This window comes from Rhodococcus sp. PvR099, assembly GCF_017833315.1.
Lineage (GTDB): Bacteria > Actinomycetota > Actinomycetes > Mycobacteriales > Mycobacteriaceae > Rhodococcus_G > Rhodococcus_G oryzae.
On the sequence record NZ_JAFIBV010000001.1, the window covers coordinates 1,641,935 to 1,665,847 of the forward strand.

The window sequence follows — 23,913 nt, forward strand, 5'->3', positions numbered from 1 at the left end:
TCTTGCGAGCGTGCGGTAAACACAAACACACAAAACTGACGACCGCCTGGTTCAACGCCGACTGCGGCGGATCCATTCCCGAGGGGGTGGTTCCCTCGTCGAGGGGGCGGTTCTCGGGCAGCCATGACGTCGAAAAGCCCGAGAACTTCCCCCTCGCCGGCTCACACCGGCGCCCCGGCCACGCGCAACTTCGCGCGGACCCGCTCCAGCACCACGCCGGGCCGATCACGGAGCAGTTCTGCGCTCACGCGAACCACCGCCCAGCCCAGCGCCTCGAGGACGGCGGCCCTGTCGATGTCGCGGGAACGCTGCCGCTCGTCCAGCCAGTGGTGCTCGCCGTCGTACTCGACCAGGACCCGCCAGCGCTCCCAACCGAGATCCGACCTCGCGATGACCCGCCCCGACTCGTCGCGGACCCTGATCTGGGTCGCCGGGCGCGGCAGCCCGTCGCGCACGATCAACAACCGGGTTCGGGTCTCGGCCGGCGATTCCGCTCCGCCGTCGACCATGTCGAGCACCCGTCGTAGCCGGACCAGGCCGCGTACGCCGGGGTGCCGCTCCGCGATCGCCGACACCTCGGCGGGGTCGAGACCTGTGGCGTTGCACAGCGCGTCGAGGACCTCGACCGCCCGGTCGAACCCGAGTCCACGCCCGAGGTCGAACGCGGTTCGCGCCGGGGTGGTGGCGGCCATCCCGTCGATCCGACAGGTCTCACCGTCGAGCAGCTCCGCCTTCCTGACCACGATTCCCTTCGGCGCCCGCACGTGACCGGCGCGGATCAGCTCGGCGGGCTCGCTCGCATCGATCCACTTGCTGCCGTGCAGGGCAGCGGCGGAGAACCCGGCGAGCACACCGCGGTCCCCCGCCCACAGCTGCGCCGCGCGGGCACGGGCGATCGCGGTCGGCGTAGTCCCCTTGCGCACGTAGACGTCTCGGTGCAGCCGCACGAAGTCCCGCCTGAGCTGATGCGCCGTCACGGTGCCCCGGCGTACGGCCAGGGTTCCGCGGAACGGCATCGGGTGCACTCCCCAACCCTCGACGTGTCGCAAGCCGACCGGGCCGGGAATCCGCGATCTGTGGATGACCGAACCGCTCATCCACAGGCGGCCGAGGGGGTGGTTCTCGGTTCTGTCGCGCCGAGAGCCCGAGAACCTCCCCTCGCCGGGCCACCGTCAGCCGACCGCGACCAGTTCTCGGCTGTGCTTCGGACGCTCGACCTCGTCGATCAGCGCGACGGCGAGGTCCGCGTACGAGAACGGCCGCGCCCCGGCTGCATCGGCAATCACGGTGCTACCGCCGATCCGGTACTCCCCCGTGCGCTCGGCGACCTCGTCGAGGACAACCGGCGGCGGCGCCAGCATCAGCCAGTCGACATCGGTGTCGGCGCCGCGCAGCACCTCGAGCTCGGCCGCGTGACCGAGCGAGAACTCCCTTGCCTCCGAGGGGAAGCCGGGCGCATCGAGCACGCGGACGCCCGGCTCGGTCTCGAGCAGCGTGCCGATCCCGACGACCAGCATCCGACCCACCAGAGCCCGGCCGAGGCCATCGAGCAGCGCCTCGGTGGCCGCGACATAGAACTCCGACGACGGCAGATCCATCCGGGCGACGGCGCTGATCGCCACATCGTGGCCGGCCGAGAGAGCGGCGATGCTGTCGGCGTCGGTGGCGTCCCCGGTCACCAGGTCCGCGCCGAGCGTGGCGAGTTCCGGGCACCGTGCGGGGTCGCGGACCACCGCGGTGACCCGGTGACCGCGGGCGAGGGCCTCGGAGACCGCGCGGCGTCCGGCACGCCCACCGGCTCCGAAGATGATGATCCTGCTCATGGGTGGCTCCGTTCGACGGGGCCGGCGCACGATCGCCGACCGACGACGCGAAGGTAGCGAGCAGGGTGCCGGTTACCGCAACGATAGTTACGCTGACCTGGTGACGAAGCCTCTGGAGCCCGACATGTTCGAGGGCTGCTCGACCGGTCCCGCGCCGATTCGGATCGGCGACAAATGGACGGCGCGGATCATGACCTGCCTGCGCGAGGGCCCGCGCCGGTTCTCGGAGCTCCAGGTCCCACTGCGCACGGTCACCCCGAAGGTGCTCACCGAGTCGTTGCGGGCCATGGAGCGCGACGGCCTGGTCACCCGCACCGCCTACGCCGAGATCCCGCCCAGGGTGGAGTACGAGCTCACCGCGCTCGGCCGCTCGCTCTTCGAGCCGATGGCGGCGGCCTGCGCTTGGTCCCGCGAGCATCTGGACGAGCTGCTCGACGCCAGGAACAGGGTTGGGGACGCGCCCTAGCCGACGTGCCTGCGCAGCCAGGTGACCTCGGCACCCTCGCCGCCACTGCGGTACGGCTCGAGCGCCTCGTCCCAGGCCGTGCCGAGCGCGGTGTCGAGCTCGGAGGCGAGTTCGCCCGTGCTGCCGTGCGCCTGCATCAGCGCGCGCAGCCGCATCTCCCCGAGGATCACGTCGCCGTTCGCGCTCATCGCGCCGCGCCACAGTCCGAGCCCGGGGACGTGACTGAACCGCTCGCCGTCGACGCCGTCGCTGGGATCCTCGGTGATCTCGAACCGCAGCATCGGCCAGGACCGCAGCGCGGTGACCAGTCGCGCGCCGGTGCCCACCGGCCCGACCCAGTTGCTGGTCGCGCGCAGCAGCCCGTCTCCGGCGGACTGTGAGGTCCACTTGAGGTTGGCTGGGCTCTCGAGGGTGGCGGTGAGCGCCCATTCGACGTGGGGGCACACCGCGGCGGGCGACGAATGCACGTAGAGCACACCAGTCGTCGCATCGGCGAACTGATTCAACGCGCGCACAAGCACCTCCGGCTCAGACGAGGGACGTCTTCCCCAACGACCTCATTTGTGCCTGGCGCGCGATTTGCGTCACCAGTGTGCCCTGTGCGCCCCCTGTTGCGCCAGTTATAGAAGGGATTGGTGTGATCAAATGTCCGCGAGCTCGGCCAGCACGGCCTCGCTCAGCGGCGGCCAGGCGGCCTTGGCCCAGTCGCCGAAGGCCCGGTCGGCCAGCGCGACGCACGCGATCGAGCGGTCCGGGTCGACCCACAGGAAGGTCCCGGACTGACCGAAATGGCCGTAGGTCGACGGCGAGTTCGTGGCACCCGTCCAGTGCGGCGCCTTGTGGGACTTGATCTCGAAGCCGAGCCCCCAGTCGTTGGGCCGTTGGACGCCGTAGCCGGGCAACAGGCCGTCCAGGCCGGGGAACTGGACCCTGGTGGCCTCCCCCGCCGTCTCCGCCGAGATCAGGGTCGGAGCCAGCAGCTCCTGGGCAAACCGGGCCAGGTCGGCCGCGCTGGACCGGGCGCCGTGCCCCGCAGGACCGTCGAGCGTCGATGCCGCCATGCCGAGCGGGGCGAACACCGCCTCGCGCAGGTAGTCCGGGAATGCGATGTCGGTCTCCGCCGCGATGAGGTCGGCCAGCACCTCGAATCCCGCGCTGGAGTAGATCCGCTTGGCCCCTGGCGCGCTCTGCACGGTCGGCTCGCCGAACGCCAGCCCTGAGGTGTGTGCGAGCAGGTGCCGCACGGTGGCGCCGGGTGGCCCCGCGGGCTGGTCGAGCTCGATCGCACCCTCCTCGACGGCCACCAGAGCGGCGTACGCCACGAGCGGCTTGGTCACCGAGGCGAGCGCGAACACCCGGTCCTGGTCCCCGGCCGCGCCGATCCTGCCGTCCGGGCCGATCACGGCTACCGCGGCATGGTCGACGGGCCAGTGTTCGATCGCATCGAGGCTGTGCACCCGTGCAGCCTACGAGACCGCCCTCAGCCCTCCGCCAGCCCGGCCAGCCCGGCCGCCACCGCGGGATCCGCACCAGAGACGGATTGCAGTGCGGACAGGAACGTCCCGGCCAGCACCTGCTCGAGCACTGCCCGCTCGACGTCCGCGCTCGCCAGCCAACGCAGGCACGCGGCCTTCTCGAATGCCAGGCAGCCCTCGATCACCATGACCGCGACCTCGCTCGGCGCATCGATGCCGAGCGCGTCGAGGATCAGCTCGAACGAGGCCGCGTCCACTCGGCGACCGAGTTCGGCGAGGCCCGAGCTCCCGCCGGCCCGCATCAAGGCCTGCCAGCCGACGCTGTGCAGCTGCACGTGATCGAGGTAGGCCCCGAGCCCGGCCATCAGCCTGCCGAGCAGGGGTCCCTCGCCGGTGGCCGCGGTCAGGTCCGCGATCATCCTGTCCGCCGCGGACTCCATCGCCGCGAAGACGAGCGCGTCCTTACCGCCGAAGTAGTGGTACAGCAGCCCGACGGACACCCCGGCCTCGGCCGAGATCTCCTGCACGGACAGCCGTTCCGGTTCCCGGGTGGACAGCGCACGCAGGGTCGCCTCGATCAGCTCGGCACGACGCTGCTCGGTCGTCAGCCGGGTGCGTTGCTCGGGCATCGGCACCCCTCCCCTCGGTCGCGCTCACTCTAGGGTCTCGAAGGCTATTGAAATGACGTTCAACAGAGGCTACCGTCTAAGTCACTATTGAATGCATTTTCAATACAGGAGTCCGACATGACGCAGAGCGGCACCAACCTGGAAACGGAACGCTGGATCGAGACCACCGCGGGCCCGGTACATTTGCGCGAGCGCGGCGCCCCGACGGGCACTCCGCTGCTGTTCGTGCACGGCGCGCTCGTCGACAGTCACCTCTGGGACGGCGTCGCCGATCGGGCCGCGGCGCTCGGATACCGGTGCCTGCTGCCGACGCTCCCCCTCGGCTCGCACACCCGGCCGATGAACCCCGGCGCCGATCTGAACCCGCCCGCGCTGGCCGACCTGGCCGCCGAGGTGGTCGGGCAGCTCGGGCTGAGCCGGGTCACGGTGGTGGGCAACGACACCGGCGGCGGCCTGAGCCAGATCCTGACCGCCCGCCATCCCGATCTGGTGCGGACGCTAGTCCTCACCGCCTGCGATGCCTACGAGCAGTTTCCGCCCCGATCGCTGCGCGCCTTCTTCGCGCTCGGCAGGGCGCCCGGGGTCCTCGCCCTCGGCGGGCAGCTCATGCGGCTGCGGGCGGCACGACGGTTCGCGATTCCCCGCCCGCTCAGCCATCGGGGGCCCGGTGACGGGGTGATCGCAGGCTGGACCCGGCCGTTGCGGGACCCCATGCTGCGCCGAGACACCGTCAAGTTCTTCGCGGGCATCGACGCCTCACACACCCTGGCCGCCGCGCAGCAGCTGCGCACCTACACGGGCGGCGCGCTGCTCATCTGGGGCGCCGACGACCGCGTCTTCGGCCTTGACCTGGGCCGCAGGCTGGCAAGCGACATCCCGGACGCTCGGCTCGAGATCCTCGACGACTGCGGCGCATTCGTCCCGCTGGACGCGCCGGACCGGGTCGCCGGTCTCATCGACGAGTGGCTGACCGGATAGACAGCGGCGCCGGGCAGCTCGACTGAGCTGCCCGGCGCCGTTGAGGTGTAGCTCTAGCGGTCCGCGTCGGTGTACTTGATGACGCCGCGCAGGTTCTTGCCGTCCAGCATGTCCTGGTAGCCCTCGTTGATCTGCTCGAGGCTGTAGGTGTTGGAGATCATGTCCTGCAGATTGAGCTGACCCGACTTGTACAGGTCGAGCAGCATCGGGATCTCGTGACGCGGGTTGGCGCCGCCGAAGACGTTGCCCTTGAGCGTCTTCTGCAGCATCGCGAAGAGGAAGAGGTTCATCTTCACGTCCATGTCGGACATGTTGCCCATCGAGGTCACGACGCAGGTGCCGGCCTTGGCGGTCAGGGTCAGCGCCGGGTCCACCAGCGTGCCGTCCATCTCGCCCATGGTCAGGATGACCTTCTGGCACATCTTGCCCCAGGTCAGCTCCATGACCGGGACGATGGCCTCCTCGAGGCTCGCGAACGCATGCGTGGCACCGAACTTGAGGGCCTGCTCGCGCTTGAACGGGACCGGATCGATGGCGATCACGTGGCGTGCACCCGAGACCACCGCGCCCTGCAGCGCGGCCATGCCGACGCCGCCGACGCCGACGATCGCGACGGAATCACCGGGGCGGACCTGCGCGACGTTGGTCGCCGAGCCCCAGCCCGTCGTCGTGCCGCAGCCGACGAGCGCGGCGACGTCGAACGGGATGTGCTCGTCGATCTTGACCGCGGAGTACTCGTGCACGGTCATGTACGGCGAGAACGTGCCGAGAAGGGACATCGGGATGACGTTCTGGCCGCGGGCCTGGATGCGGAACGAGCCGTCCGAGATGGACTGGCCGGTCAGCAGGTTCATGCCCAGGTCGCAGAGGTTCTGGTGTCCCTGCGTACAGGGGTCACAGGCGCCACAGGCCGGAATGAAGGACAGCACGACATGGTCGCCCTCCTTCAGCCGCTTCACGTTCGGGCCGACCTTGGTGACGACACCCGCACCCTCGTGCCCACCCAGCGCCGGGAACGACGGCATCGGGGTGGCACCGGTGACGATGTGATAGTCGGAGTGGCACATACCGGCCGCCTCCATGCGGATCTGGACTTCGCCCTCGCGGGGATCACCCAGCTCGATCTCCTCGACCGACCACGGCTCGTTGAGACCCCACAACAGCGCGCCTTTTGTCTTCATTTCGTTCCGGCCTTTCGTCCGCGTCCGCTATATGTGATCGAGGTGACGGTGATCACAGCGGACACGATATCCTGAAAGTCGGCAAATTGGAACACGTTCTAGAAGGATTTCGTGCCATGGTCTAACGAAGTTAGAAAAGACCAGCACAAAGGGGGTTCCGGCGCCGACACCGCGGGGACTCCCACGCTGCCCCTGGCGCCGATCCGAGCCCCGAACTGGACGTGCGTCCGTCAGCCGCGGACGTCGTGCAGGTGATGGATCGGGTCGTGCACGAAATAGCGCGCGAGCGAGTCCACCGTGAACGCGGATCCGTCGCTGCGCAGCCCCCGTCGACCCCGGTCCGCGGGCGCGACCGTGGCGAACGCGTCCGCCACGGCGGCCGCGGCGGCACCGAGCTCGGCCGCGACCGTCGCCGGGTCCTGTTCGCCGTAGCGCTCGGCGACGGCCGTCTCGTCCTGATCCCAGTTCGCGAACTGCGGGTCGTCCTGCGCGAGCATCAGCTCCAGGCGTTGCAGGAAGATCCGGAACACGTCCCGCACGTGCGCGGAGTACTCCAATGCCGACCAGGTCTGCTCGTCCGGCCGCACGGCCACCTCGGGCCGCGCCAGCACCGCGGGCCAGGCCGCCGCGTTCGCGCGGACCAGGCCGGGTATGTCCTCGTACTCGACCGCACCGGCATCGAATCCGCAGTCGGCGCAGGGTCGCTCGAGAACCCAGGTCCAGTTCTTGGTGTCGGGCGGGATCGTCATGGGTTCAGGCTAGTGATCGCGCCCCTGGTCCGCGCGACCGAGACTGATGTCGAGAGCGCGCGCCTCGTGCGCATGTCCGACCCACTCGTAGCCGACGACCGTCACCACCGGCGCCAGCATCACCACGATCAGGCACCACGCCATCGAGACCCCCTGTGCGGCAATGACGACCGCGAGAAGCAGGGTCGCGCCGGTGCCAACGAGGAGGATCAGGTGGAACGGATCGGGCACCCGCACGAGGTAGGCGTAGAGCAGATAAATGGCGCCGATGAACACGGCGACGGGTATCGCCACGGCGAGCACCGCGGCCACCGCACCGACGTGCGCGAGATGCTCGATGTAGTAGGCCGCGACATGCAGCCCCGCCCCAACCGCCGCGAGCGACGCGAAGATCACGATGTGGCCGTAACCCCAGACGAAGCAACGGTTTCGGTACACCTCGAGTACCTCGGCCGACGGGAGCATGTAGTAGACCCACCACAGCCCGAAGGTGAGCCCGATCCCGGCCATCGCGACCAGAACCGCATCGAGCGTCCACCCCTGCCTCCCCACGACGGCCGAGAGCGACGCCACCGTGCCGATCACGCCTTCTCCCAGCGTGATGATGACCAAGAGCCCGTGGCGCTCGACGATGTGATGCACGTGCCACGGCGTCCCGCCCTTGTTCCGCTCGGCGATGACGGGTCCGCTGAGCTCGAGCAGCATGAGCACCGCGGCGACCGCGAACACCTCCTCGACGGTGAGCGGGGCGATGACCACCGCCACCCAGCCGACCTGGGCGATGACGAGCGTCACGGCGTAGGTCAGCGCCGCGGGGCGGTGCGTCGGATCGTGCTTCGCGGCCCGCAGCCACTGGAAGACCATGGCCACGCGCATCACGATGTACCCGGAGACCATCACGGAGTTGTCGAGCTCGACCCCGCGGTCGATCGAGGCGAACATCTGCGGCAGACCGAGCGCGAGGATCACCACCCCGACCATCTGCACCATCGTGGTGACCCGGTAGATCCAGTCATCGGTGTCGTAGGCGGACGCGAACCACGAGAAGTTGATCCAGGCCCAGATGATCGCGAACATCGCGAACCCGAACCCGGCCAGGCCGCTCCCGAGGTGACCCTCCGCGACGAGGTGCGCGAACTCCTCCCCGGCGACGCCGAACGCGACGACGAACGTCAGGTCGAAGAGCAGTTCCAGCGGGGTCGCGGACCGGTGCGCCTCGTCCGGGTCGCGACCGACCATCCGCTGCACGCGGTGGGCGTAATAGCGGGCAGTCCCCGCCGGCTGTTCGGCTGCGCTCATGGTCGGGCTCCCCTGCAAGGGTCCGCGAACGATCGATGCGGTGAAACCTACCGGCACTGCGGGCGCGAGGGGTGGCATCTCGAGTGGGGCGGGCGGGGCTCGAACCCGCGACCAATGGATTATGAGTCCACGGCTCTAACCGACTGAGCTACCGCCCCATGGGCCACATCAAGAACATCAGCGGCCCGCCGAAATGCTACCGGCCCCACTCCCCCCATTGTCCGCCGAGGGTGTCGAACCGAGGCGCCCGCAGCTGCATGCACCGCCGAACGCAAGAGGACCCCGCCACACGATGTGTGACGGGGTCCTCCCGGATGCTCCCCCGGCTGGACTCGAACCAGCAACCGTCCGATTAACAGTCGGAAGCTCTGCCAATTGAGCTACAGGGGATTATTCCGTCAGCCGTTCGTTTCCGTTTGGCTGCGGACAGACTTTAACCCATCCCCCCACCCAGGTACCAAATCGCCTGCCCGGAGGCCCATCAGGCAGACTGTTGAGAGGCTGGTCGGAGGAGGAAAGCAGGGATGATGCGCTTGTTGATCGCTGTCGGCGTCGGGTACGTGCTGGGGACCAAGGCGGGCAGGTCGCGCTACGAACAGATCAGTAAGGCCGCCAAGGCCGTGGCGGCAAGCCCCGCCACCAAGAAGGTCATCGACGTGGGCAGGCAGAAGCTCTCCGACAGCCTGAACACGCAGCCCCGCCTCGAGCCGCTCGAGGCCATCGACGCGGACACCACGATCTACGTCCCGCGCGACCGCAAGTAGGGGCGGACCCGCTACAGGTCGTCGGAGCTGTCCCCGACGGCCTGCTCGAGCAGGCTGCGCCGGTACTGCTCGAGCGCGACCAGGTCGCCGAACAGGGACATGTACTCGTCGGGCTGGTCGGCCTGCGACATCCGCTGCAGCTTCGACTTGAGGTCGGCCACCTGATTGCCCACCCACACCTCTTGCAGCCGGGCCAGCACCCGCGGGATGTACGCGGGCACGTCCGAGGCCCGCATCGGGTCCACGGCCAGCTCGGTGACCAGCGATTGCAGCGGCTCGGCCCGCTTGCCGACCGCATCCATCCACTCGGCCCCGCCGAGACCGGCGCCGGTCCCGCCCGCCGCCGCGATCGCGTCGCGCACCAGCGCGTACGCGGGATGGGTGAACGATTCGGACGGCAGCGAGTCGAACACCGAGCCGGCGATCGACGGGTACTGCAGGGCCGACTTGAGCGCCTCCCGCTGCGGCCACAGCGTCGGGTCCGTGGGGTTCGGCCGGGCCGGACCAGCGGGCGCCTCCCCGGCGCCCTGCTCCGGAACCCGGCTCCGCTCCTGCCGCTGCGGCCCGCGACCAGACCTCGGCGAGTTCCTGCGGGCCTCCTCGCGGACCCGCTTGATCACCGTCGGGATGTCGTCCCAGCCGATCCAGCCGGCGAGCTGACGGGCGTAGTCCTCGCGCAGCGCCTCGTCCTTGATCCGGGCGACCACCGGCACTGTCCGGCGCAGCGCCTCGACCCGGCCCTCGCCGGTGTCGAGGTCGTGCTCGGCGAGCAGGGATCGGATCACGAACTTGAACATCGGGATGCGCCGGGCGACCAGGTCGCGCACCGCCGCGTCCCCCGCCGACTGGCGCAGTTCGCACGGGTCCATCCCGTCCGGCGCCACCGCGACGTAGGTCTGCCCCGCCACCTTCTGATCGCCCTCGAACGCCTTGAGGGCCGCCGCCTGGCCCGCGGCGTCGCCGTCGAAGGTGTAGATCACCTCGCCGCGGAAGTAGCTGTCGTCCATCAGGAGTCGGCGCAGCATCGCCAGGTGGTCCTCGCCGAACGCGGTGCCGCAGGCGGCGACCGCGGTCTTGACCCCGGCCAGGTGCATGGCCATCACGTCGGTGTATCCCTCGACGACCACCGCCTGGTGACCCTTCGCGATGTCCCGCTTGGCCAGGTCCAGACCGAACAGCACCTGAGACTTCTTGTACAGCATGGTCTCCGGCGTGTTGATGTACTTGCCCGGCATCGTGTCGTCGTCGAACAACTTGCGGGCGCCGAAGCCGATGACGTCGCCGCCGAGGTTGCGGATCGGCCAGACCAGGCGACGCCGGAACCGGTCGATCGGGGTGCCGCGCTTACCGGGCGTGGCCAGGCCGGCGTCGATGATCTCGTTCGCCTCGAAGCCCTTGACCATCAGGTGCTTGGTCAGGGTGTCCCAGCCGTCCGGCGCGTAGCCGCAGCCGAAGGTGATCGCGGCCTGGCCGTCGAAGTTGCGCTCGGTGAGGTAGTCGCGGGCGGTCTGGGCGTCCGGTTCCCGCAACCGCGCCGCGTAGAACTCCTGGGCGGCCGCGTTGGCCGCCACCAGTCGCGCCCTTGTGCCGCGGTCGCGCTGCACGGAGGGGCCGCCGCCCTCGTAGGAGATCGTGTAGTTGAGCCGGTCGGCGAGCTGCTCGACGGCCTCGACGAAGGAGATGTGCTCGATCTTCTGCATGAACGAGTACACGTCGCCGCCCTCGCCACAGCCGAAGCAGTGGTAGGTCCCGTGGTTGGGGCGGGCATGGAAGGAGGGCGACTTCTCGTCGTGGAACGGGCACAGGCCCTTCATGGAGTCGCCGCCGCTGCGCTTGAGCGCGACGTACTCCCCCACGATGTCTTCGATGTGAGTCCGGTCGCGGATGGCCGCGATGTCTCGTTCAGGAATTCGGCCGGCCACTCGAGCAGTGTAGGCGCTATCCCCAGCTCGCCTGAGCGCCGAGGCTCTGCTTGTCGACGCGTTCGAGCCGGCTCTCGGTGTACGAGGCGATCTGGTCGACGATCACCCTGGTCCTGGCCGCGTCGTCCGCCGCGCGCTCCCAGGCGGAGAGCAGCAGCGGGTCCAGCCCGGACGGCGCCGTGCGGTGCAGCCATTCCGAGACCCGATGGATGCGGTCGCGCTGCCGGTCCTGCTTGGTGCGGTGCCCGGCGTCGGACATCACGTACCGCAGCGCGACGGTCTTGAGCAGCGCCACCTCCGCGCCGACCACCGGCGGGATCTCCAGGTCGGCGGAGTACCGCGAGAGCGGGCGATCACCGGCCACCCGGCGCGTCTCGGTCACCGCCGCGGTGGCGAACCGCCCGACCAGCTCGCTGGTGAGGTTCTTCAGGGCCACCGAGCTGGCCAGCGTGCCGTCGAAGCTGCCGCTCGCACCGACCACCACCGGCAGCACGGACAGCCGCCGCGCGGCCTCGACCAGGTCCTCGACGATCAGCCCGCGGAACTCCGAGGCGCCCATCTCCGCCAGGGCCCGCTGCTCGGCGGGGTCCGCGAGCGCGCGCAGGTCGATGCGACCGGCGATCACCCCGTCCTCGACGTCGTGCACCGAGTAGGCGACATCGTCCGCCCAGTCCATCACCTGCGACTCCAGGCAGCGCCGTCGCCCGGGCGCGCCCTCGCGCACCCAGGCCAGGATCTGGGCGTCGTCGTCGTAGGCGCCGAACTTGGCGCCGGGCGACGGACGCGCCCACGGGTACTTGATCGACGCGTCGAGTGCCGCGCGGGTGAGGTTGAGCCCGACGCTGCGCCCGTCGCCATCGAGCACCTTCGGCTCCAGGCTGGTGAGGATCCGCAGGTTCTGGGCGTTGCCCTCGAACCCGCCGCACTCCGCGGCGACCTCGTCGAGGGCCTTCTCGCCGTTGTGCCCGTACGGCGGGTGGCCGATGTCGTGGGCGAGCCCGGCGAGGTCGACCAGGTCCGGGTCGCAGCCGAGGCCATCCGCGATGCTGCGGCCGATCTGCGCGACCTCGATCGAGTGGGTGAGCCGGGTCCGCGGGGTGTCGCCGTCCCGCGGGCCGACCACCTGGGTCTTGTCGGCGAGCCGACGCAGCGCCGCGCAGTGCAGCACCCGGGCCCGGTCCCGCGAGAAGTCGGTGCGCCGGGCCGAGGTGCCGGGCAGCCCGCCGCTCTTCGGCGCCTCCGCCACCCGCCGCTCCAGGTCGTGCTCGGTGTAGTCCGCCACCGGATCCTGCGCCATCACTGTCCCGCGGTGTAGGGGAAGTCAGCGGAGAAGTGGGTGAGCTGATACCAGATCAACGCACCTGTCTCCCTTGCGATTCCGTGCGCCTGCGACTCCCGGGTGAAGACGGCGGGCCCCTGCCTGGTCGGCGCCGTCCAGGCCTCGAGCCCGGCGTCGCGGGCCATGGTCCTGGTCCGCAGCGAATGCCACGGATCGCTGACCAGGACGGCCGAGTTCATGCCGCGCTCGCCCATCTCCCGGCTCACGCCCTCGACGCTCCGCAGGGTGTCCGAACCCTCCTCGACGGCGATGATCCGGTCGCCCGGCACGCCGCGACCGATCAGATAGTTCCGCCCCGAGGCGGCCTCGGTGTAGACGTCGCCCTCCTGCTTGCCGCCGACGGTGACCACCGTTGGCGCGACACCCCTGTTGAACAGCTTCACGGCCTGCTCCAGGCGCGCCTCGAACACCGAGGACGGCGTCCCCGAGTACTGGGCCGCGCCGAGCACGACGATGGCGTCGGCCTTGGTCGGGTCGTCGATCCTGGCGACCTGCCACACGCGCGCCGCGGTGCCGCCGACCAACAGCAGGCCCATCAGCACGGCACCGGCGATGGTGCGGCGCGTCCAGCGGGCAAGGGTGCCCCCGAAACCGAGCCGATCGGCTTCGCGCACGCGCACAACTGGTGAACTCACTCCGCAAGTCTGCCAGCCGCACGCCGCGGTGGGCGTCACGGCGCGCCCGAGCTACAACCATCCGAGCCGTTCGGCGGCCTTCACCGCCTCGGCCCTCGTCGTCGTGCCGGTCTTCCCGATCGCCGACGACAGGTGGTTGCGCACCGTGCCCTCCGACAGGTGCAGGGTCCTCGCGATGACGCCGGTGGCCGCCCCGCCCGATGCGGCCCTGAGTACCTCGCGCTCACGGGCCGTCAGCGGGGACGAGCCCGTCGCGAGGGTCTCGGTGGCCAGCGTGGGGTCCACCGCCCGTAGGCCCATGTGCACGCGGCGCACGGCATCCGCCAGCTCGCGGGCCGGGGTGTCCTTCACCACGAACCCGCTCGCGCCCGCGTCCATCGCGCGCCTCAGGTATCCGGGCCTGCCGAATGTCGTGACCATCAGGATCCGGCAGTCGGGGCACTCCCGGCGCAGCTGCTCGGCCACCGCGATGCCGTCCATGCCGGGCATCTCCACGTCCAGCAGGGCCACCTGCGGCCGGTGCTCGCGCACCGCGGCGAGCACCTCGTCTCCCCTGCCGACCTCCGCCACCACGGCCAGGTCCGGCTCTAGATTCAGCAGCGCCGCCAGCGCGCCGCGCACCAGGGCCTGATCGTCCGCGATCAGCAGGGTGATCGTCGCGGTCATTGCCCGCCCCACCTCGACTCGGCGCGGCCGACGTCCTTGGTCGCCGGAAACTCCGCACAGACGAGGAACCCGCCGGCCGGGGGCCGCGCCAGACGCAGGACCCCGCCTGCCCGGCCGATGCGTTCGCGCAACCCGGCCAGCCCGTTGCCCTCGCCGCCGTCGGTGCCCGGTCCGCGCCCGTTGTCGGAGATCTCGATGGTGGACGGCGACAGGCGCACCTCGCACCGGGAAGCCCCGCTGTGCCGGACCACGTTGGTCACCGCCTCGCGCAGCGTCCAGCCGAAGATCTCCCGACGCGAACGCGGCACCTCCTCCACCGAATCCGGCAGCACGGCCTCGATGCCCGCCGCGGTCAGCGCCGAACGGGCGTTGGCCAGCTCGCCCTCGAGGCTGACCTCCCGCAGCCGTCCGACAGTGTCGCGGACGCCCGCGAGCGCCTCCCGCGCCAGCGACTCGATGTCGTCGAGTTCCGCACGGGCACGGTCGAGGTCCAGATCGAGGAGCCTGCGCGCCAGTTCGGACTTGACGGTGATCACGGTGAGCGAGTGTCCCAGGATGTCGTGCACGTCGCGCCCGACCCGCAGGCGCTCCTCGGCCACCGCCATCGCGGCCAGCTGTTCCCTGGCGGCGGCGAGCTGCATGTTCCGATAGATGACCTGCCCGATACCCCAGGACGCGACGGCCGCCACGATCATCTGGAAGGCCAGAAAATCCTGCGGTTGCAGCGATTTGATCAGCCTCGGCAGCGCGAACACCGCCGCCGCGAGCAGTCCAACCACCGTCGCCGCCCTGGCCGTCGGCAGCGTGATCGCCGCCATCGCCGCGATGTAGATGGCGAGCGAGAACGCATCCGAGCCGAGCGGGATCATCGCCGCGGCCATCAGCGCGGTGAGCACGGCCAGCCCGGCGTAGACGACCCGCGGCTCCGGCCGTGGCCACTGCTGGCGGATCCCGTCGATCACCCGGAAGACGACGAAGCTGCCGACGTACGCGACGCCGAACAGCCCGATCAGCACCAGCGCGAACACCCGCGCCGGCGGGTCGGTCAGGTGCAGGGCCGAGGACACCGGGTAGGCGAGGTAGACGAGCCAGATGGCGGCGAACAGGAAACCCATCCGCCCCGGGGCCCGCGGCTCGAGTGCACGCTGGTCGATCACGTCCATCACGCTAACCCCGCCGAGGCGACGGGGTCGGCCGATGGTCGGGCGTGACCATCAGACCCGCGCGGTGTCGCGACGGAAGAGCACAGTCGCCCCGACGACGAAGATCGCCGCCCACACGAGCAGGTTCACCACCGCGACCGCCGCGGTGCCCACCCCGATCTCGCCGAGCGGTGAACGGGCGAGGGCCGCAACGCCATAGGTCGGGAAGAACCGAGACACCGTCTCGAACCAGCCGCTCGGCGGGACGAACAGCCCGCCGGCGAAGGCGAGAATCGCGAGCCCGGGACCAAGGATCTGCATGACGTTCTCCGACGGAAGCAGATACCCCATGAACAGCCCGAACGCGGCGAACACCACCGAACCGAGCCAGGCCAGCAGGAAACAGCCGAGCCAGGCGGCCGCCGGCATGTGCGCCCCCAGCACGCCGCCGACCAGGAACACCACGCTCACCGACACCAGGCCGAGGGCCATCGCAACCGCGATCTTGGTGGCCACATACGCGCTGGGCCTCAGCGGGGTCAGCCGCAGCTGACGGCTCCAGCCGAGCGCGCGTTCGATCGAGACCATCGCCCCGCCACTGGTGGTGGCGAGCATCGCGCCGTAGACGGCCATCGAGATCATCACGTAGGCGGTGACATTGCCCGATCCGTAGGACTGCGTCGTGTAGTCGGACTGCACCCCGAAGATCGCGAAGAAGGCGGGGGGCATGACGAGGGTGAAGATCAGCGTGCGCTTGTTCCGGAGCATCCGGCGCAGCTCGAGCAGCAGGAAGCCGAGGCTGAACCCGCCCGCGACCGGGATCCTTCGGGCCGGCGGGGCAACGGTCGTGGTTGTCATGATCAGACTCCCTGGGTGACGTAGTCGGAGGCGGACGCGTGCGGTGCGGTTTCGGTGGTGAGCGCGAGGAACGCGTCCTCGAGTCCCTTCGAGGCGATCTCCAGGTCCCGGGCGTCGGTGTGCGTCAGCAGGTATCGGGCCACCGCATCGGAGTCCTTCGCATGCACGACGAGCCGCTCGCCGCGCAGCTCCACCTCGTCGACACCGTCGATGGCGAGCAGCCGACCCTGGTCGGCGCCGGGCAGGGTCGCGCTGATCACCCGGCCGGACGCGAGGTTCTTGATCTCCGCCGCGCTGCCATCGGCCACCACGCGGCCCTGCCGGACCAGCACGATCCGATCCGCATACGCATCGGCCTCGTCGAGATAGTGGGTGGCGAACAGGACGGTGCGTCCGCGACTGGAGTCCTCGCGCATGGCGTTCCAGAATTCGCGGCGGCCCTCGACATCCATGCCGGTGGTGGGCTCGTCGAGAACGATCAGATCCGGATTCGGCAGCAGTGCGAGCGCGAACCGCAGTCGCTGCTGCTGGCCGCCGGAGCACTTGCCCACCAGCCGGCCCGCGATCTCGGCGATTCCTGCCCTGGCCAGCACCTCCTCGACCGGCCGAGTGGTGGCGAACAACGCGCCGACGAGACGGACGGTCTCCTCGACGGTGAGGTCCTTGAGCAGCCCGCCGCTCTGCAGGACTGCGGACACCCGGCCAGTGGCGATCGCCTCGGCCGGTGCACCGCCGAACAAAGAGACGTCGCCGGAATCGGGAACCGCCAGGCCGAGCATCATGTCGATGGTGGTCGTCTTACCCGCACCGTTGGGCCCGAGAAAGGCGACGATCTCACCGGGCTGGACAGTGAGATCGAGTCCGTCGACGGCCTGCACGGGACGGCCGCCCCTGACGGCGAACCTCTTACGCAGATCTCTGAGTTGGATCGCTGGTGTGGTCATGCCATCGACCTTGCTGCGAAACCGACCGTGACGGACCTGTCGGACGTCACGATCCACCCATGACATCTGTCATCCCCGCCCGGCGATCGGCAGGACCGCCGGAACATCCACCCGGACCGCCTGATCCGGGTGCCGCGACGACGAACGCCCCCACCCGATCGTGGGGGCGTTCGTCAGGGTGCTGTCGTCAGCTGAACGACGTGAGCAGCTGAAGGAAGTTGGATCCGAGCAACGAAGCCATCTTGAACTGCGCCAGGATCGTTCCGATGATTTCCACTTCATCCTCCGTTTGTGCGTTTCCCATGGGATGTGACCTGCGCCACGGCATCGAAAGATAGCGCCAGGCCGTTGCCGCGCATACCCGCCACATGACCGGGGCGGGTACCTGTTTCTCCCGGGAAGCCCCGAACTCCGTCCCGTTCCGCGGCGACGGCGGCGCGGCCGTCGGATCACAGCGCGAATTCCGCCGATGCCGATAGATTCAGTGCCATGGCACTCGCACAGTCGCACGCTCGCGGTCGACACGTCTCCCACCGCATCTCGATCGCCGCGGCAACGGCCTCCGTGCTGGCGCTGCTCGGCCTGATCTGCCTGCCGGGCGTGGCGGGTGCCGAGGCGCCGTTCCGGATGCCTGGCCAGATCTCGGATCGGGTCGGCGCCCTCGACGACGTCGAGCGCGCCGACGTGCGGGCCGCGCTCGACGCGCTCTTCGACGAGCAGCACGTGCAGCTCTGGGTGACCTATGTCGCGAGCTTCGACGGCATAGATGCCGGGCAATGGGCGAGCAAGACGGCGCAGCAGAGCGGGCTCGGCGACACCAGCGCGCTGCTGGCGGTGGCGACCGAAGACCGCGCCTACGCCCTCGACCTGCCGCCGAACCTGAGCAACGTCAGCTCCGCCGAGATCGACAGCATCGAGCAGGACGCCATCGTTCCCGCTCTGCGACAAGATGATTGGGCCGGCGCCGCGATCGCGGCCGCGGGCGGAATCGACGACGCGATGAGCTCGTCGGGGCCCGGATCCACCGCCAAATACCTGCTCATCGGTGGCGGCGTCGTGCTCGTCGGGGCCGGCGGCGTGGTGCTGTACTCCCGCCGCAAGAAGGGTGAGCGGATCCGACAGGGCATCGAGGCGGCCAAGGACGTCGACTGGACGAACCCGACCGCCATCGCGGCCCTGCCGATCGAGACCCTCGATGCCAGGGCCAAGGAGGTGCTGGTCGAGACGGACAACGCGATCCGTACCAGCGAGGAGGAGCTGAACCTGGCTCGCGGCGAGTTCGGCGACCAGGCGACCGCGCCGTTCACCGCCGCCTACGACACCGCGAAGACCACCCTCGCCTCGGCGTTCACCCTCCGCCAGCGCCTGGACGACGACATCCCCGAAACACCGGATCAGAAGCGGGACATGCTGATCCAGCTGATCTCGACGTGCAGCCGGGCCGACAAGGAGCTCAATTCGCGGGTGACGGAGTTCGACGGGATGCGCGACCTGCTCCTCGACGCGCCCGCCCGTCTCGACGCCCTCACCCAGGACGTCGTGGAGCTGACCGTCCGGGTCCCGCAGTCGGAGACCACGCTCGCCGGACTGCAGAACGAGTTCCCCGCGCCCGCACTCGCGTCGGTGTCGGGGAATGTCGCGATGGCGCAGCAACAGCTGACGTTCGCCGACCAGAACATCACCGCAGGCCGTGAAGCGGCCGCCCTGCCCGCGGGTAAGCAGGGTCCCGCCGTCGTCGCGATCCGGGCCGCGGAGGGTGCGATCGCACAGGTCCGGGAGCTGCTCGACGGCGTCGACCACGCCGCGGACAACATCCGTACCGCCATCGCCACTCTGCACGCGGTCCTCGACGACGCCCGCAAGGACATCGCGGCCGCGTCCGCGTTGGCCCAGCACGGCGGCCCGCCCCTCGCGTCGGCAAAGGCCGCGACGGAGGCGGCGCTGGCACAGGCCGACGCCCTCAAGGAGAGCGACCCGCTCGGGGCGTTCAACGCGATCGTCAAGGCGGACAACGAACTCGACACCGTGCTGGCCGCCGCGATGGACGCCAAGGAGCAGACCGAGCGGGCCGCGCAGCGCCTCGCCCAGGACCTCACGGTCGCCCAGTCGCAGATCACCGCGGCCAAGGACTACGTCAACACCCGCCGCGGCGCCGTCGGTGCGGAGGCCCGCACCCGGCTCTCTGAGGCGGAACGCCACTTCGACGCCGCCCGTCAGCTCAGCCAGTCCGACCCGGCGAAGGCGCTGCAGCATGCGAAGGCCGCGGGCGACCTCGGCGCCCGGGCACTGCGACTCGCGCAGGGCGACGTGCAGACATGGGAGGCGAGCAGGCAGCCACGGAACTCCGGGAGCAACACCGGCGCGATCCTCGGCGGCATCCTGATCGATTCGATGATGCGCGGCGGGATGAGCGGCGGCTGGGGCAATCGCGGCGGCGGAGGCGGCGGAGGCGGCCGCGGCCCCGGCTCGTTCGGCGGTCCGAGCAGCTCCGGACGGATCAGTCGCAGCGGGCGGTTCTAGGGCCCGGCCGATGCGGGCGCCGACGACCGGAGATCGGCCGTGAGCTCCGCGCTGGCGCAGCCCGGCCCGGCGCTGGCGGTCGTCTGTGTGGCGATGGCCGCGATCGCCGCTGTGGTGTACCGGGTTGCGGCACTTGACCCTCCGCTCACGGTGCCGCGGGCGGCGCTCCGGGGCGCTCTGCAGTTGGCTGTCGTCTCCGTCGTACTGGCGGCCGCGCTGCGGCACCTGTGGTCGGCGGTGGCCGTCCTGGTCCTGATGTATGTCGCGGCCTCGGCCACCGCCGCGCGCCGATCGGGCTCCGGCCGATCGGGCGGATGGCTGGCTCTGGCCCTCGCGGCCGGCATCACGGCCGTACTGCCGTTGATGCTGATCAGCGGGGTGGTTCCGCTGGAGGGGGTGGCCCTGATCCCGATCGGGGGCATCGTGCTCGGTGGCGCGATGACCGCCACGTCGCTCGCGGCCAAGCGCGCGCTCGACGCCATCGATCAGCGGCGCGGGGAGGTCGAGGCCGCGTTGAGCCTCGGCCTGAGCGTGCGGGACGCGCGGATGGAGGTGATCCACACGGCTGCGTCCGACGCGCTGCTGCCCGGTCTCGACCAGACCCGCACGGTAGGTCTGGTGACCCTTCCCGGCGCCTTTGTCGGCGTGCTGCTCGCCAGTGGATCGGCGATTCAGGCCGGGGCCGTGCAGATCCTGGTGCTCGTCGGGCTCCTGTTGGCGCAGACCTGCGCGGTGGCCGTGACGATGGAGCTGGTGGCCCGTGCCGCGGTCAGGCGCTGACCTCGATCACGTCGAGCGCCCGCTCGATCGCGTCGGCGAGGGTGCTGCGCTCGTCATCGGCCCACATGAACAGCCCGGCGACCAGCGCGGCCAGCACGGATGACGCGGCCACGCGTGCCACGTCGCCGGTCGCGCCGTCGGCGACGAGCTGCTCGATGATGGCGCGCTCGGTGTTTCCCGTCGATCGCCACACGTCCCCGCGGAGAGAGGGCGTGCTCGCCGCGATACGAATCCGCCGCCGGATCATCGGCGCATCGGGTTCGGGCAGCGTCCTCCAGGCCGCACGGATGCCGCGAGCAGCCCGGGTGAACGGGGGCAGGTCGCGTGGCTGCTCCGCGATCGCCGCCGTCAACACGGGGTCGTACCGATCGTCGAGCACGAGATTCTCCTTCGCAGGAAGATGGCTAGGCGAGCCCGAGCGAGCGCGCGAGGGTCGGCCACGCCTTGGATAGCTGGTTCTCCCAGTAGATCCAGGCGTGGGTTCCCCTCGGTTCGAAGTCGAACGTCGCGGGGATGTTCAGGTCCCGTAGCCGGGACTGGAGCCTGTGGGTACAGGCATTCGCCGCCGCCTCGATGGATCCACCGATGACCACCCTGCGGCTGTAGTCCGCCAGGTCGGGCGTCTCGTACCGGCCTGGCAACCCGGATGCCACCGAGACGTAGATGTCCTTGCCGCGCAGGGCTTCCGCATTGCGCAGTGAATCATGCGCAGCCCATTCCGGCCCGGCGAACTCGCCCCAGACATTCGCCGGGTCGCCGCCCCTCGACGACACCGTCGCCAGCACGCTCAGACGCCCCAGGTCATCGGTCGTCGAGTAACAGCCGCTGAACACCGCGATGCCGCGGTACATCTCGGGGTGCCGGGTGGCGAGCATCATCGCCCCCTGCGCTCCCATGGAGGCGCCCATCAGCGACTTGACACCGTTGGTCTTCAGCCGCGCGTCCATCAGGGGCGACAGTTCCCCGGTGACGAACGTTTCCCACTTGTGCAGGCCGACGCCCGGGTCGGCCCGGTCCCAGTCGGTGTACATGCCGGAGACACCGCCGTTGACCATCACGACGTTGACGTTCTTGTCCGCGAAGAACTTCGGCACTCCGCCCATGGTCACCCAACCGCTGGTGTCCTCCCCCGCGTCGACCCCTTCGAGCGCGTAGATCGAGGGCCTGGGCACCGAGTTGTCTCGCGGCAGCGCAACCTCCACGCCGACGGTGCGGCGCAACGCGGGCGAGGCCACCGTGAAGCGGACGAGCTGCTCGGACTTGCGCTCCTCACCGACGATTCCCGCGGTGGCGATGTCGTCGCGAAGTGCGGGCAACGGCGGGTGCTCGTTCTGGAGCGGACCGGGGATCGTCGACCCCGAACTGACGCTGCCCCCGCCGGAACTGGCCCCGCCACTACTACCGTCCAGGCTGCCGCTCGCGCTGCCCGAGCTTGCGGTGTCCGGTGCGGCCAGCGCGGATGGGGCGACCGGCAGGGCGACGAGCGCAGCCAGCGAGATGGCGACGACACCACTCGCAGCGCGAATCGAACCGATGAACATGGCAATTCCCCTGGCAATCGAGGCGCCATGACGGCGCGTTCACGGATCGACGAACGCCCCCATCCGGCGGGTGAGGGCGTTCGTCGGTGTGCTGTCAGGAGCCGAGTGATCCGGTACCGAGTGATCCGGTGCCGCCGGGGTTACCACCCGGGTTACCACCGCCGGAGACGTTCACGCTGGCCGCGGCCGAGGTGGACGGCTTGTTGGCGGCGTCTCCGCTGTAGACAGCGGTGACGGCGTGCGCGCCATCCGCGGTGAAGGTGTGCTTGAGCGTGGCGGTGCCGTTGTTCACCGGGACGGCGTTGCCGATGTTGTTGGTGCCGTCCTTGAACTGGACGGTGCCGGTGGCGCCCACGGGCGCGACGGTGGCGGTGAGGTCGACGGCGGTGCCGGTCTTGGCGGTGGCCGGGACCTTCAGCGTGGTGGTGGTGTCGACGATCACCGGGTCGGTGCTGACGGTCACGGTCGCCGCGGCCGAGGTGGACGGCTTGTTCGCGGCGTCACCGCTGTAGACAGCGGTGACGGCGTGCGCGCCATCCGCGGTGAAGGTGTGCTTGAGCGTGGCGGTGCCGTTGTTCACCGGGACGGCGTTGCCGATGTTGTTGGTGCCGTCCTTGAACTGGACGGTGCCGGTGGCGCCCACGGGCGCGACGGTGGCGGTGAGGTCGACGGCGGTGCCGGTTTTGGCGGTGGCCGGGACCTTCAGCGTGGTGGTGGTATCGGAGACCGCCGAGCCGACGGTGATCGTGGCCAGCGCGCCCGCACCCGCATTCAATGCCGAACCCTGCGCGTCACGAGGCGTGCAACGGGTCGGCGCCCACTGGTTGCTCCAGAAGAAAGTCGCGAGGGGCAGGAAGGTGTAGTAGTTCTCGTCGTTGTTGTAGCTACCCGCGCCACCGGCGGTGCGAACCTTCGGGGTGATGACACCGGAGGTACCGGCAACGACGGTGACGTCAACAGCGGGGAGCCGGAACCAGCTTTCCCCGTTGGCGTTGTCACTGCCGTCGAGGTTCTTCTTGAGCTTCGGCGCCCGGATGCCGCCCTCGCTGTTGGTACTCGACGACGGACTGTTGCCGATCAACTCGTTGTTACCCGAGAGTCGCAGGATCGGACCAGCAGCGTCGGGGCTGCCCGCGGTGTTCACCCGCAGTACGCTCGGCGCCACGTTGTCGAGGTTGATCCCGGTACCGGCGACCACATTCGCACTGACAAATGTGGCGTTCGCAGGGATCTCGTAGTCCACCTTCAACCGGGAGACGTTGGTGGTCGTGGCACCGGAATCGCCATCCGGATATGAACTTCCACCCGGCTGGATGCGGTAGGTGAACGTCTCACCCGCCGTCACCGATGCCGGCGCGTCGACGGTCATCGACGTGTCGGCCACCTTGTGCACGGTGAGCATCGCGCTGGCCTGGCAGGCGTTCTTGAACGAGGTGGACGTGGGTGCCGCGGACGCGGTGCCGCCGATCAACAACAGCCCCACGGCTAACGAGGTGATCCGGAAAACAGGTACAGCCATGTGAAGTCCTCTCCGAGTAGTTGCGAGCCCGCGACTGGGGCGGCACTGCGCAACGCAGGTTGATCAGTTCCGCTCGCGTTCAAAGCAACTCGGAAACGGATGTAGGAGCAACTGTGTCCTGCGCCACACCATGGAAAGGTAACGCCGGGCGAACACCGGGGATACCGGCTATATGACGGGGGGAAGTACCTGTCTTCGCCCGCGCTCCCAGGGAGGGTGTGAATCGTCATCGGTGCTGGCAACTCCCGGATCCCTGACCGGTGGCGTGACAACTAGCTGTGGTGACAGCAGAGCCCGATCGTGGTCATTGAAGTTGGTATTTGTTCGGTCGGCGGCGGGTTCGCGGGCCCGGATCCGTGTCCGGGTCGCGACCGGTAGGGAGGCGCGCGCTTGACGACTGACGAGCAGACGTGAGCGAGGAGTCGTCGCCGCGGGCCCGTCCGGGCGTTGTCGCGTCAGGCAGACGGTGCGGACCGGTGCGAACCCGCACGCCGTGAGGGCTGGCCGGCGCCCTATCCTGCGTTCTGAGCGGCCAGGTTTCGCGCCACCTCGGCCTGCCACACGTCGTTCGCGCGCGGTATCGATCTCGTATTCGTAGCGCGCGCTCATCTCTGGGGTCACGTCGCAGACGCCGACGTAGAACTACGGTCGCAGCTGTGGCAGCAGCGAGGGCCTAGTTTTCC

General features: G+C 69.7%; 23 protein-coding genes and 2 tRNA genes. 5 read left to right on the forward strand and 20 right to left on the reverse strand.

Annotated features, from left to right (window positions below; translation table 11 throughout):
* Nucleotides 1-161: 161 nt before the first annotated feature.
* The gene (locus JOE46_RS07480; RefSeq protein WP_209926706.1) at nt 162-1,016 is read right to left on the reverse strand and encodes a DUF559 domain-containing protein; all 855 of its coding nucleotides are present in this window, start codon (nt 1,014-1,016) and stop codon (nt 162-164) included.
* A 156-nt stretch (nt 1,017-1,172) separates the two neighbouring features.
* Nucleotides 1,173-1,823: an NAD(P)-dependent oxidoreductase gene (locus JOE46_RS07485; RefSeq protein WP_209926708.1), complete on the reverse strand. Its 651-nt coding sequence runs from the start codon at nt 1,821-1,823 to the stop codon at nt 1,173-1,175.
* Between the two features lie 100 nt (nt 1,824-1,923).
* On the opposite strand from JOE46_RS07485, the gene JOE46_RS07490 reads away from it, so the two are divergent.
* Nucleotides 1,924-2,289 carry a helix-turn-helix domain-containing protein gene (locus JOE46_RS07490; RefSeq protein WP_097212079.1) on the forward strand — a complete coding sequence of 122 codons (366 nt, stop codon included), beginning with the start codon at nt 1,924-1,926 and terminating at the stop codon, nt 2,287-2,289.
* On the opposite strand, the gene JOE46_RS07495 is transcribed toward JOE46_RS07490, so the two are convergent.
* From JOE46_RS07495 to JOE46_RS07505, 3 genes are all read right to left on the reverse strand, one after another.
* Nucleotides 2,286-2,804 carry a DUF3145 domain-containing protein gene (locus JOE46_RS07495; RefSeq protein ID WP_097212204.1) on the reverse strand — a complete coding sequence of 173 codons (519 nt, stop codon included), beginning with the start codon at nt 2,802-2,804 and terminating at the stop codon, nt 2,286-2,288. The two genes, JOE46_RS07490 and JOE46_RS07495, sit on opposite strands and share 4 nt — an antisense overlap.
* 126 nt (nt 2,805-2,930) lie before the next feature.
* A complete protein-coding gene (locus tag JOE46_RS07500; protein ID WP_209926710.1) occupies nt 2,931-3,746 on the reverse strand; it encodes a serine hydrolase in 816 nt (271 codons plus the stop codon).
* 23 nt (nt 3,747-3,769) lie between these two features.
* Nucleotides 3,770-4,393 carry a TetR/AcrR family transcriptional regulator gene (locus JOE46_RS07505; protein WP_143548464.1) on the reverse strand — a complete coding sequence of 208 codons (624 nt, stop codon included), beginning with the start codon at nt 4,391-4,393 and terminating at the stop codon, nt 3,770-3,772.
* Nucleotides 4,394-4,510: 117 nt separating this feature from the next.
* On the opposite strand from JOE46_RS07505, the gene JOE46_RS07510 reads away from it, so the two are divergent.
* Nucleotides 4,511-5,371 (forward strand): alpha/beta fold hydrolase, encoded by an 861-nt coding sequence (locus JOE46_RS07510; RefSeq protein ID WP_209926712.1) that lies wholly within the window; start codon nt 4,511-4,513, stop codon nt 5,369-5,371.
* Between the two features lie 53 nt (nt 5,372-5,424).
* Here JOE46_RS07510 and JOE46_RS07515 read toward each other — a convergent pair whose 3' ends face one another.
* The 5 genes from JOE46_RS07515 to JOE46_RS07535 form a co-directional block, all read right to left on the reverse strand.
* A complete protein-coding gene (locus JOE46_RS07515; RefSeq protein WP_097212075.1) occupies nt 5,425-6,552 on the reverse strand; it encodes an NDMA-dependent alcohol dehydrogenase in 1,128 nt (375 codons plus the stop codon).
* Between the two features lie 230 nt (nt 6,553-6,782).
* A complete protein-coding gene (locus tag JOE46_RS07520; protein WP_097212074.1) occupies nt 6,783-7,301 on the reverse strand; it encodes a DinB family protein in 519 nt (172 codons plus the stop codon).
* Nucleotides 7,302-7,310: 9 nt separating this feature from the next.
* On the reverse strand, nt 7,311-8,600 hold the full coding sequence (locus JOE46_RS07525) for a low temperature requirement protein A (protein WP_097212073.1): 1,290 nt from the start codon (nt 8,598-8,600) through the stop codon (nt 7,311-7,313).
* 84 nt (nt 8,601-8,684) lie between these two features.
* A tRNA-Ile gene (locus JOE46_RS07530) sits at nt 8,685-8,758 on the reverse strand.
* Nucleotides 8,759-8,917: 159 nt separating this feature from the next.
* Nucleotides 8,918-8,990 (reverse strand) — tRNA-Asn (locus JOE46_RS07535).
* Between the two features lie 134 nt (nt 8,991-9,124).
* Between JOE46_RS07535 and JOE46_RS07540 the strand changes: the two genes are divergently transcribed.
* Nucleotides 9,125-9,364, forward strand: a complete 240-nt coding sequence (locus JOE46_RS07540; RefSeq protein ID WP_097212019.1) for a hypothetical protein — start codon at nt 9,125-9,127, stop codon at nt 9,362-9,364.
* 11 nt (nt 9,365-9,375) lie between these two features.
* Here the strand turns inward: JOE46_RS07540 and dnaG are convergent, their stop codons facing one another.
* The 7 genes from dnaG to JOE46_RS07575 form a co-directional block, all read right to left on the reverse strand.
* A complete protein-coding gene (gene dnaG / locus JOE46_RS07545; protein WP_097212018.1) occupies nt 9,376-11,286 on the reverse strand; it encodes a DNA primase in 1,911 nt (636 codons plus the stop codon).
* A gap of 16 nt (nt 11,287-11,302) precedes the next feature.
* Nucleotides 11,303-12,583: a deoxyguanosinetriphosphate triphosphohydrolase gene (locus JOE46_RS07550; protein ID WP_097212017.1), complete on the reverse strand. Its 1,281-nt coding sequence runs from the start codon at nt 12,581-12,583 to the stop codon at nt 11,303-11,305.
* On the reverse strand, nt 12,583-13,161 hold the full coding sequence (locus tag JOE46_RS07555) for a YdcF family protein (RefSeq protein WP_245221497.1): 579 nt from the start codon (nt 13,159-13,161) through the stop codon (nt 12,583-12,585). Before JOE46_RS07555 ends, JOE46_RS07550 begins: the two co-directional genes overlap by 1 nt.
* 150 nt (nt 13,162-13,311) lie before the next feature.
* Nucleotides 13,312-13,926, reverse strand: coding sequence for a response regulator transcription factor (locus tag JOE46_RS07560; RefSeq protein ID WP_209926714.1), 615 nt, complete (start codon nt 13,924-13,926; stop codon nt 13,312-13,314).
* Nucleotides 13,923-15,083 (reverse strand): sensor histidine kinase, encoded by a 1,161-nt coding sequence (locus JOE46_RS07565; RefSeq protein WP_257017490.1) that lies wholly within the window; start codon nt 15,081-15,083, stop codon nt 13,923-13,925. The genes JOE46_RS07560 and JOE46_RS07565 overlap by 4 nt, the downstream gene beginning before the upstream one ends.
* A gap of 57 nt (nt 15,084-15,140) precedes the next feature.
* Nucleotides 15,141-15,926 (reverse strand): ABC transporter permease, encoded by a 786-nt coding sequence (locus JOE46_RS07570; RefSeq protein WP_097212013.1) that lies wholly within the window; start codon nt 15,924-15,926, stop codon nt 15,141-15,143.
* Between the two features lie 2 nt (nt 15,927-15,928).
* Nucleotides 15,929-16,870: an ABC transporter ATP-binding protein gene (locus JOE46_RS07575; RefSeq protein WP_097212201.1), complete on the reverse strand. Its 942-nt coding sequence runs from the start codon at nt 16,868-16,870 to the stop codon at nt 15,929-15,931.
* A 489-nt stretch (nt 16,871-17,359) separates the two neighbouring features.
* On the opposite strand from JOE46_RS07575, the gene JOE46_RS07580 reads away from it, so the two are divergent.
* Both JOE46_RS07580 and JOE46_RS07585 read left to right on the forward strand, forming a co-directional pair.
* On the forward strand, nt 17,360-19,390 hold the full coding sequence (locus JOE46_RS07580; protein ID WP_209926716.1) for a TPM domain-containing protein: 2,031 nt from the start codon (nt 17,360-17,362) through the stop codon (nt 19,388-19,390).
* 39 nt (nt 19,391-19,429) lie between these two features.
* Nucleotides 19,430-20,170 carry an ABC transporter permease gene (locus JOE46_RS07585; protein WP_097212011.1) on the forward strand — a complete coding sequence of 247 codons (741 nt, stop codon included), beginning with the start codon at nt 19,430-19,432 and terminating at the stop codon, nt 20,168-20,170.
* Here the strand turns inward: JOE46_RS07585 and JOE46_RS07590 are convergent.
* From JOE46_RS07590 to JOE46_RS07600, 3 genes are all read right to left on the reverse strand, one after another.
* Nucleotides 20,160-20,549: a TetR family transcriptional regulator gene (locus JOE46_RS07590; protein WP_097212010.1), complete on the reverse strand. Its 390-nt coding sequence runs from the start codon at nt 20,547-20,549 to the stop codon at nt 20,160-20,162. The genes JOE46_RS07585 and JOE46_RS07590 overlap by 11 nt on opposite strands.
* 25 nt (nt 20,550-20,574) lie before the next feature.
* Nucleotides 20,575-21,711, reverse strand: a complete 1,137-nt coding sequence (locus JOE46_RS07595; RefSeq protein ID WP_209926718.1) for an alpha/beta hydrolase family protein — start codon at nt 21,709-21,711, stop codon at nt 20,575-20,577.
* A gap of 94 nt (nt 21,712-21,805) precedes the next feature.
* Nucleotides 21,806-23,230 (reverse strand): Ig-like domain-containing protein, encoded by a 1,425-nt coding sequence (locus tag JOE46_RS07600; protein ID WP_209926720.1) that lies wholly within the window; start codon nt 23,228-23,230, stop codon nt 21,806-21,808.
* Nucleotides 23,231-23,913: the final 683 nt, after the last annotated feature.

What these genes read in the sequence shown, in the direction of transcription:
- JOE46_RS07480 (WP_209926706.1), bottom strand. Translation starts at nt 1,016, where the DNA reads ATGCCGTTCCGCGGAACCCTGGCCGTACGCCGGGGCACCGTGACGGCG.
- JOE46_RS07485 (WP_209926708.1), bottom strand. Translation starts at nt 1,823, where the DNA reads ATGAGCAGGATCATCATCTTCGGAGCCGGTGGGCGTGCCGGACGCCGC.
- JOE46_RS07505 (WP_143548464.1), bottom strand. Translation starts at nt 4,393, where the DNA reads ATGCCCGAGCAACGCACCCGGCTGACGACCGAGCAGCGTCGTGCCGAG.
- JOE46_RS07510 (WP_209926712.1), top strand. Translation starts at nt 4,511, where the DNA reads ATGACGCAGAGCGGCACCAACCTGGAAACGGAACGCTGGATCGAGACC.
- JOE46_RS07515 (WP_097212075.1), bottom strand. Translation starts at nt 6,552, where the DNA reads ATGAAGACAAAAGGCGCGCTGTTGTGGGGTCTCAACGAGCCGTGGTCG.
- JOE46_RS07520 (WP_097212074.1), bottom strand. Translation starts at nt 7,301, where the DNA reads ATGACGATCCCGCCCGACACCAAGAACTGGACCTGGGTTCTCGAGCGA.
- JOE46_RS07525 (WP_097212073.1), bottom strand. Translation starts at nt 8,600, where the DNA reads ATGAGCGCAGCCGAACAGCCGGCGGGGACTGCCCGCTATTACGCCCAC.
- JOE46_RS07540 (WP_097212019.1), top strand. Translation starts at nt 9,125, where the DNA reads ATGATGCGCTTGTTGATCGCTGTCGGCGTCGGGTACGTGCTGGGGACC.
- JOE46_RS07550 (WP_097212017.1), bottom strand. Translation starts at nt 12,583, where the DNA reads ATGGCGCAGGATCCGGTGGCGGACTACACCGAGCACGACCTGGAGCGG.
- JOE46_RS07555 (WP_245221497.1), bottom strand. Translation starts at nt 13,161, where the DNA reads ATGGGCCTGCTGTTGGTCGGCGGCACCGCGGCGCGCGTGTGGCAGGTC.
- JOE46_RS07560 (WP_209926714.1), bottom strand. Translation starts at nt 13,926, where the DNA reads ATGACCGCGACGATCACCCTGCTGATCGCGGACGATCAGGCCCTGGTG.
- JOE46_RS07570 (WP_097212013.1), bottom strand. Translation starts at nt 15,926, where the DNA reads ATGACAACCACGACCGTTGCCCCGCCGGCCCGAAGGATCCCGGTCGCG.
- JOE46_RS07575 (WP_097212201.1), bottom strand. Translation starts at nt 16,870, where the DNA reads ATGACCACACCAGCGATCCAACTCAGAGATCTGCGTAAGAGGTTCGCC.
- JOE46_RS07580 (WP_209926716.1), top strand. Translation starts at nt 17,360, where the DNA reads ATGGCACTCGCACAGTCGCACGCTCGCGGTCGACACGTCTCCCACCGC.
- JOE46_RS07595 (WP_209926718.1), bottom strand. Translation starts at nt 21,711, where the DNA reads ATGTTCATCGGTTCGATTCGCGCTGCGAGTGGTGTCGTCGCCATCTCG.
- JOE46_RS07600 (WP_209926720.1), bottom strand. Translation starts at nt 23,230, where the DNA reads ATGGCTGTACCTGTTTTCCGGATCACCTCGTTAGCCGTGGGGCTGTTG.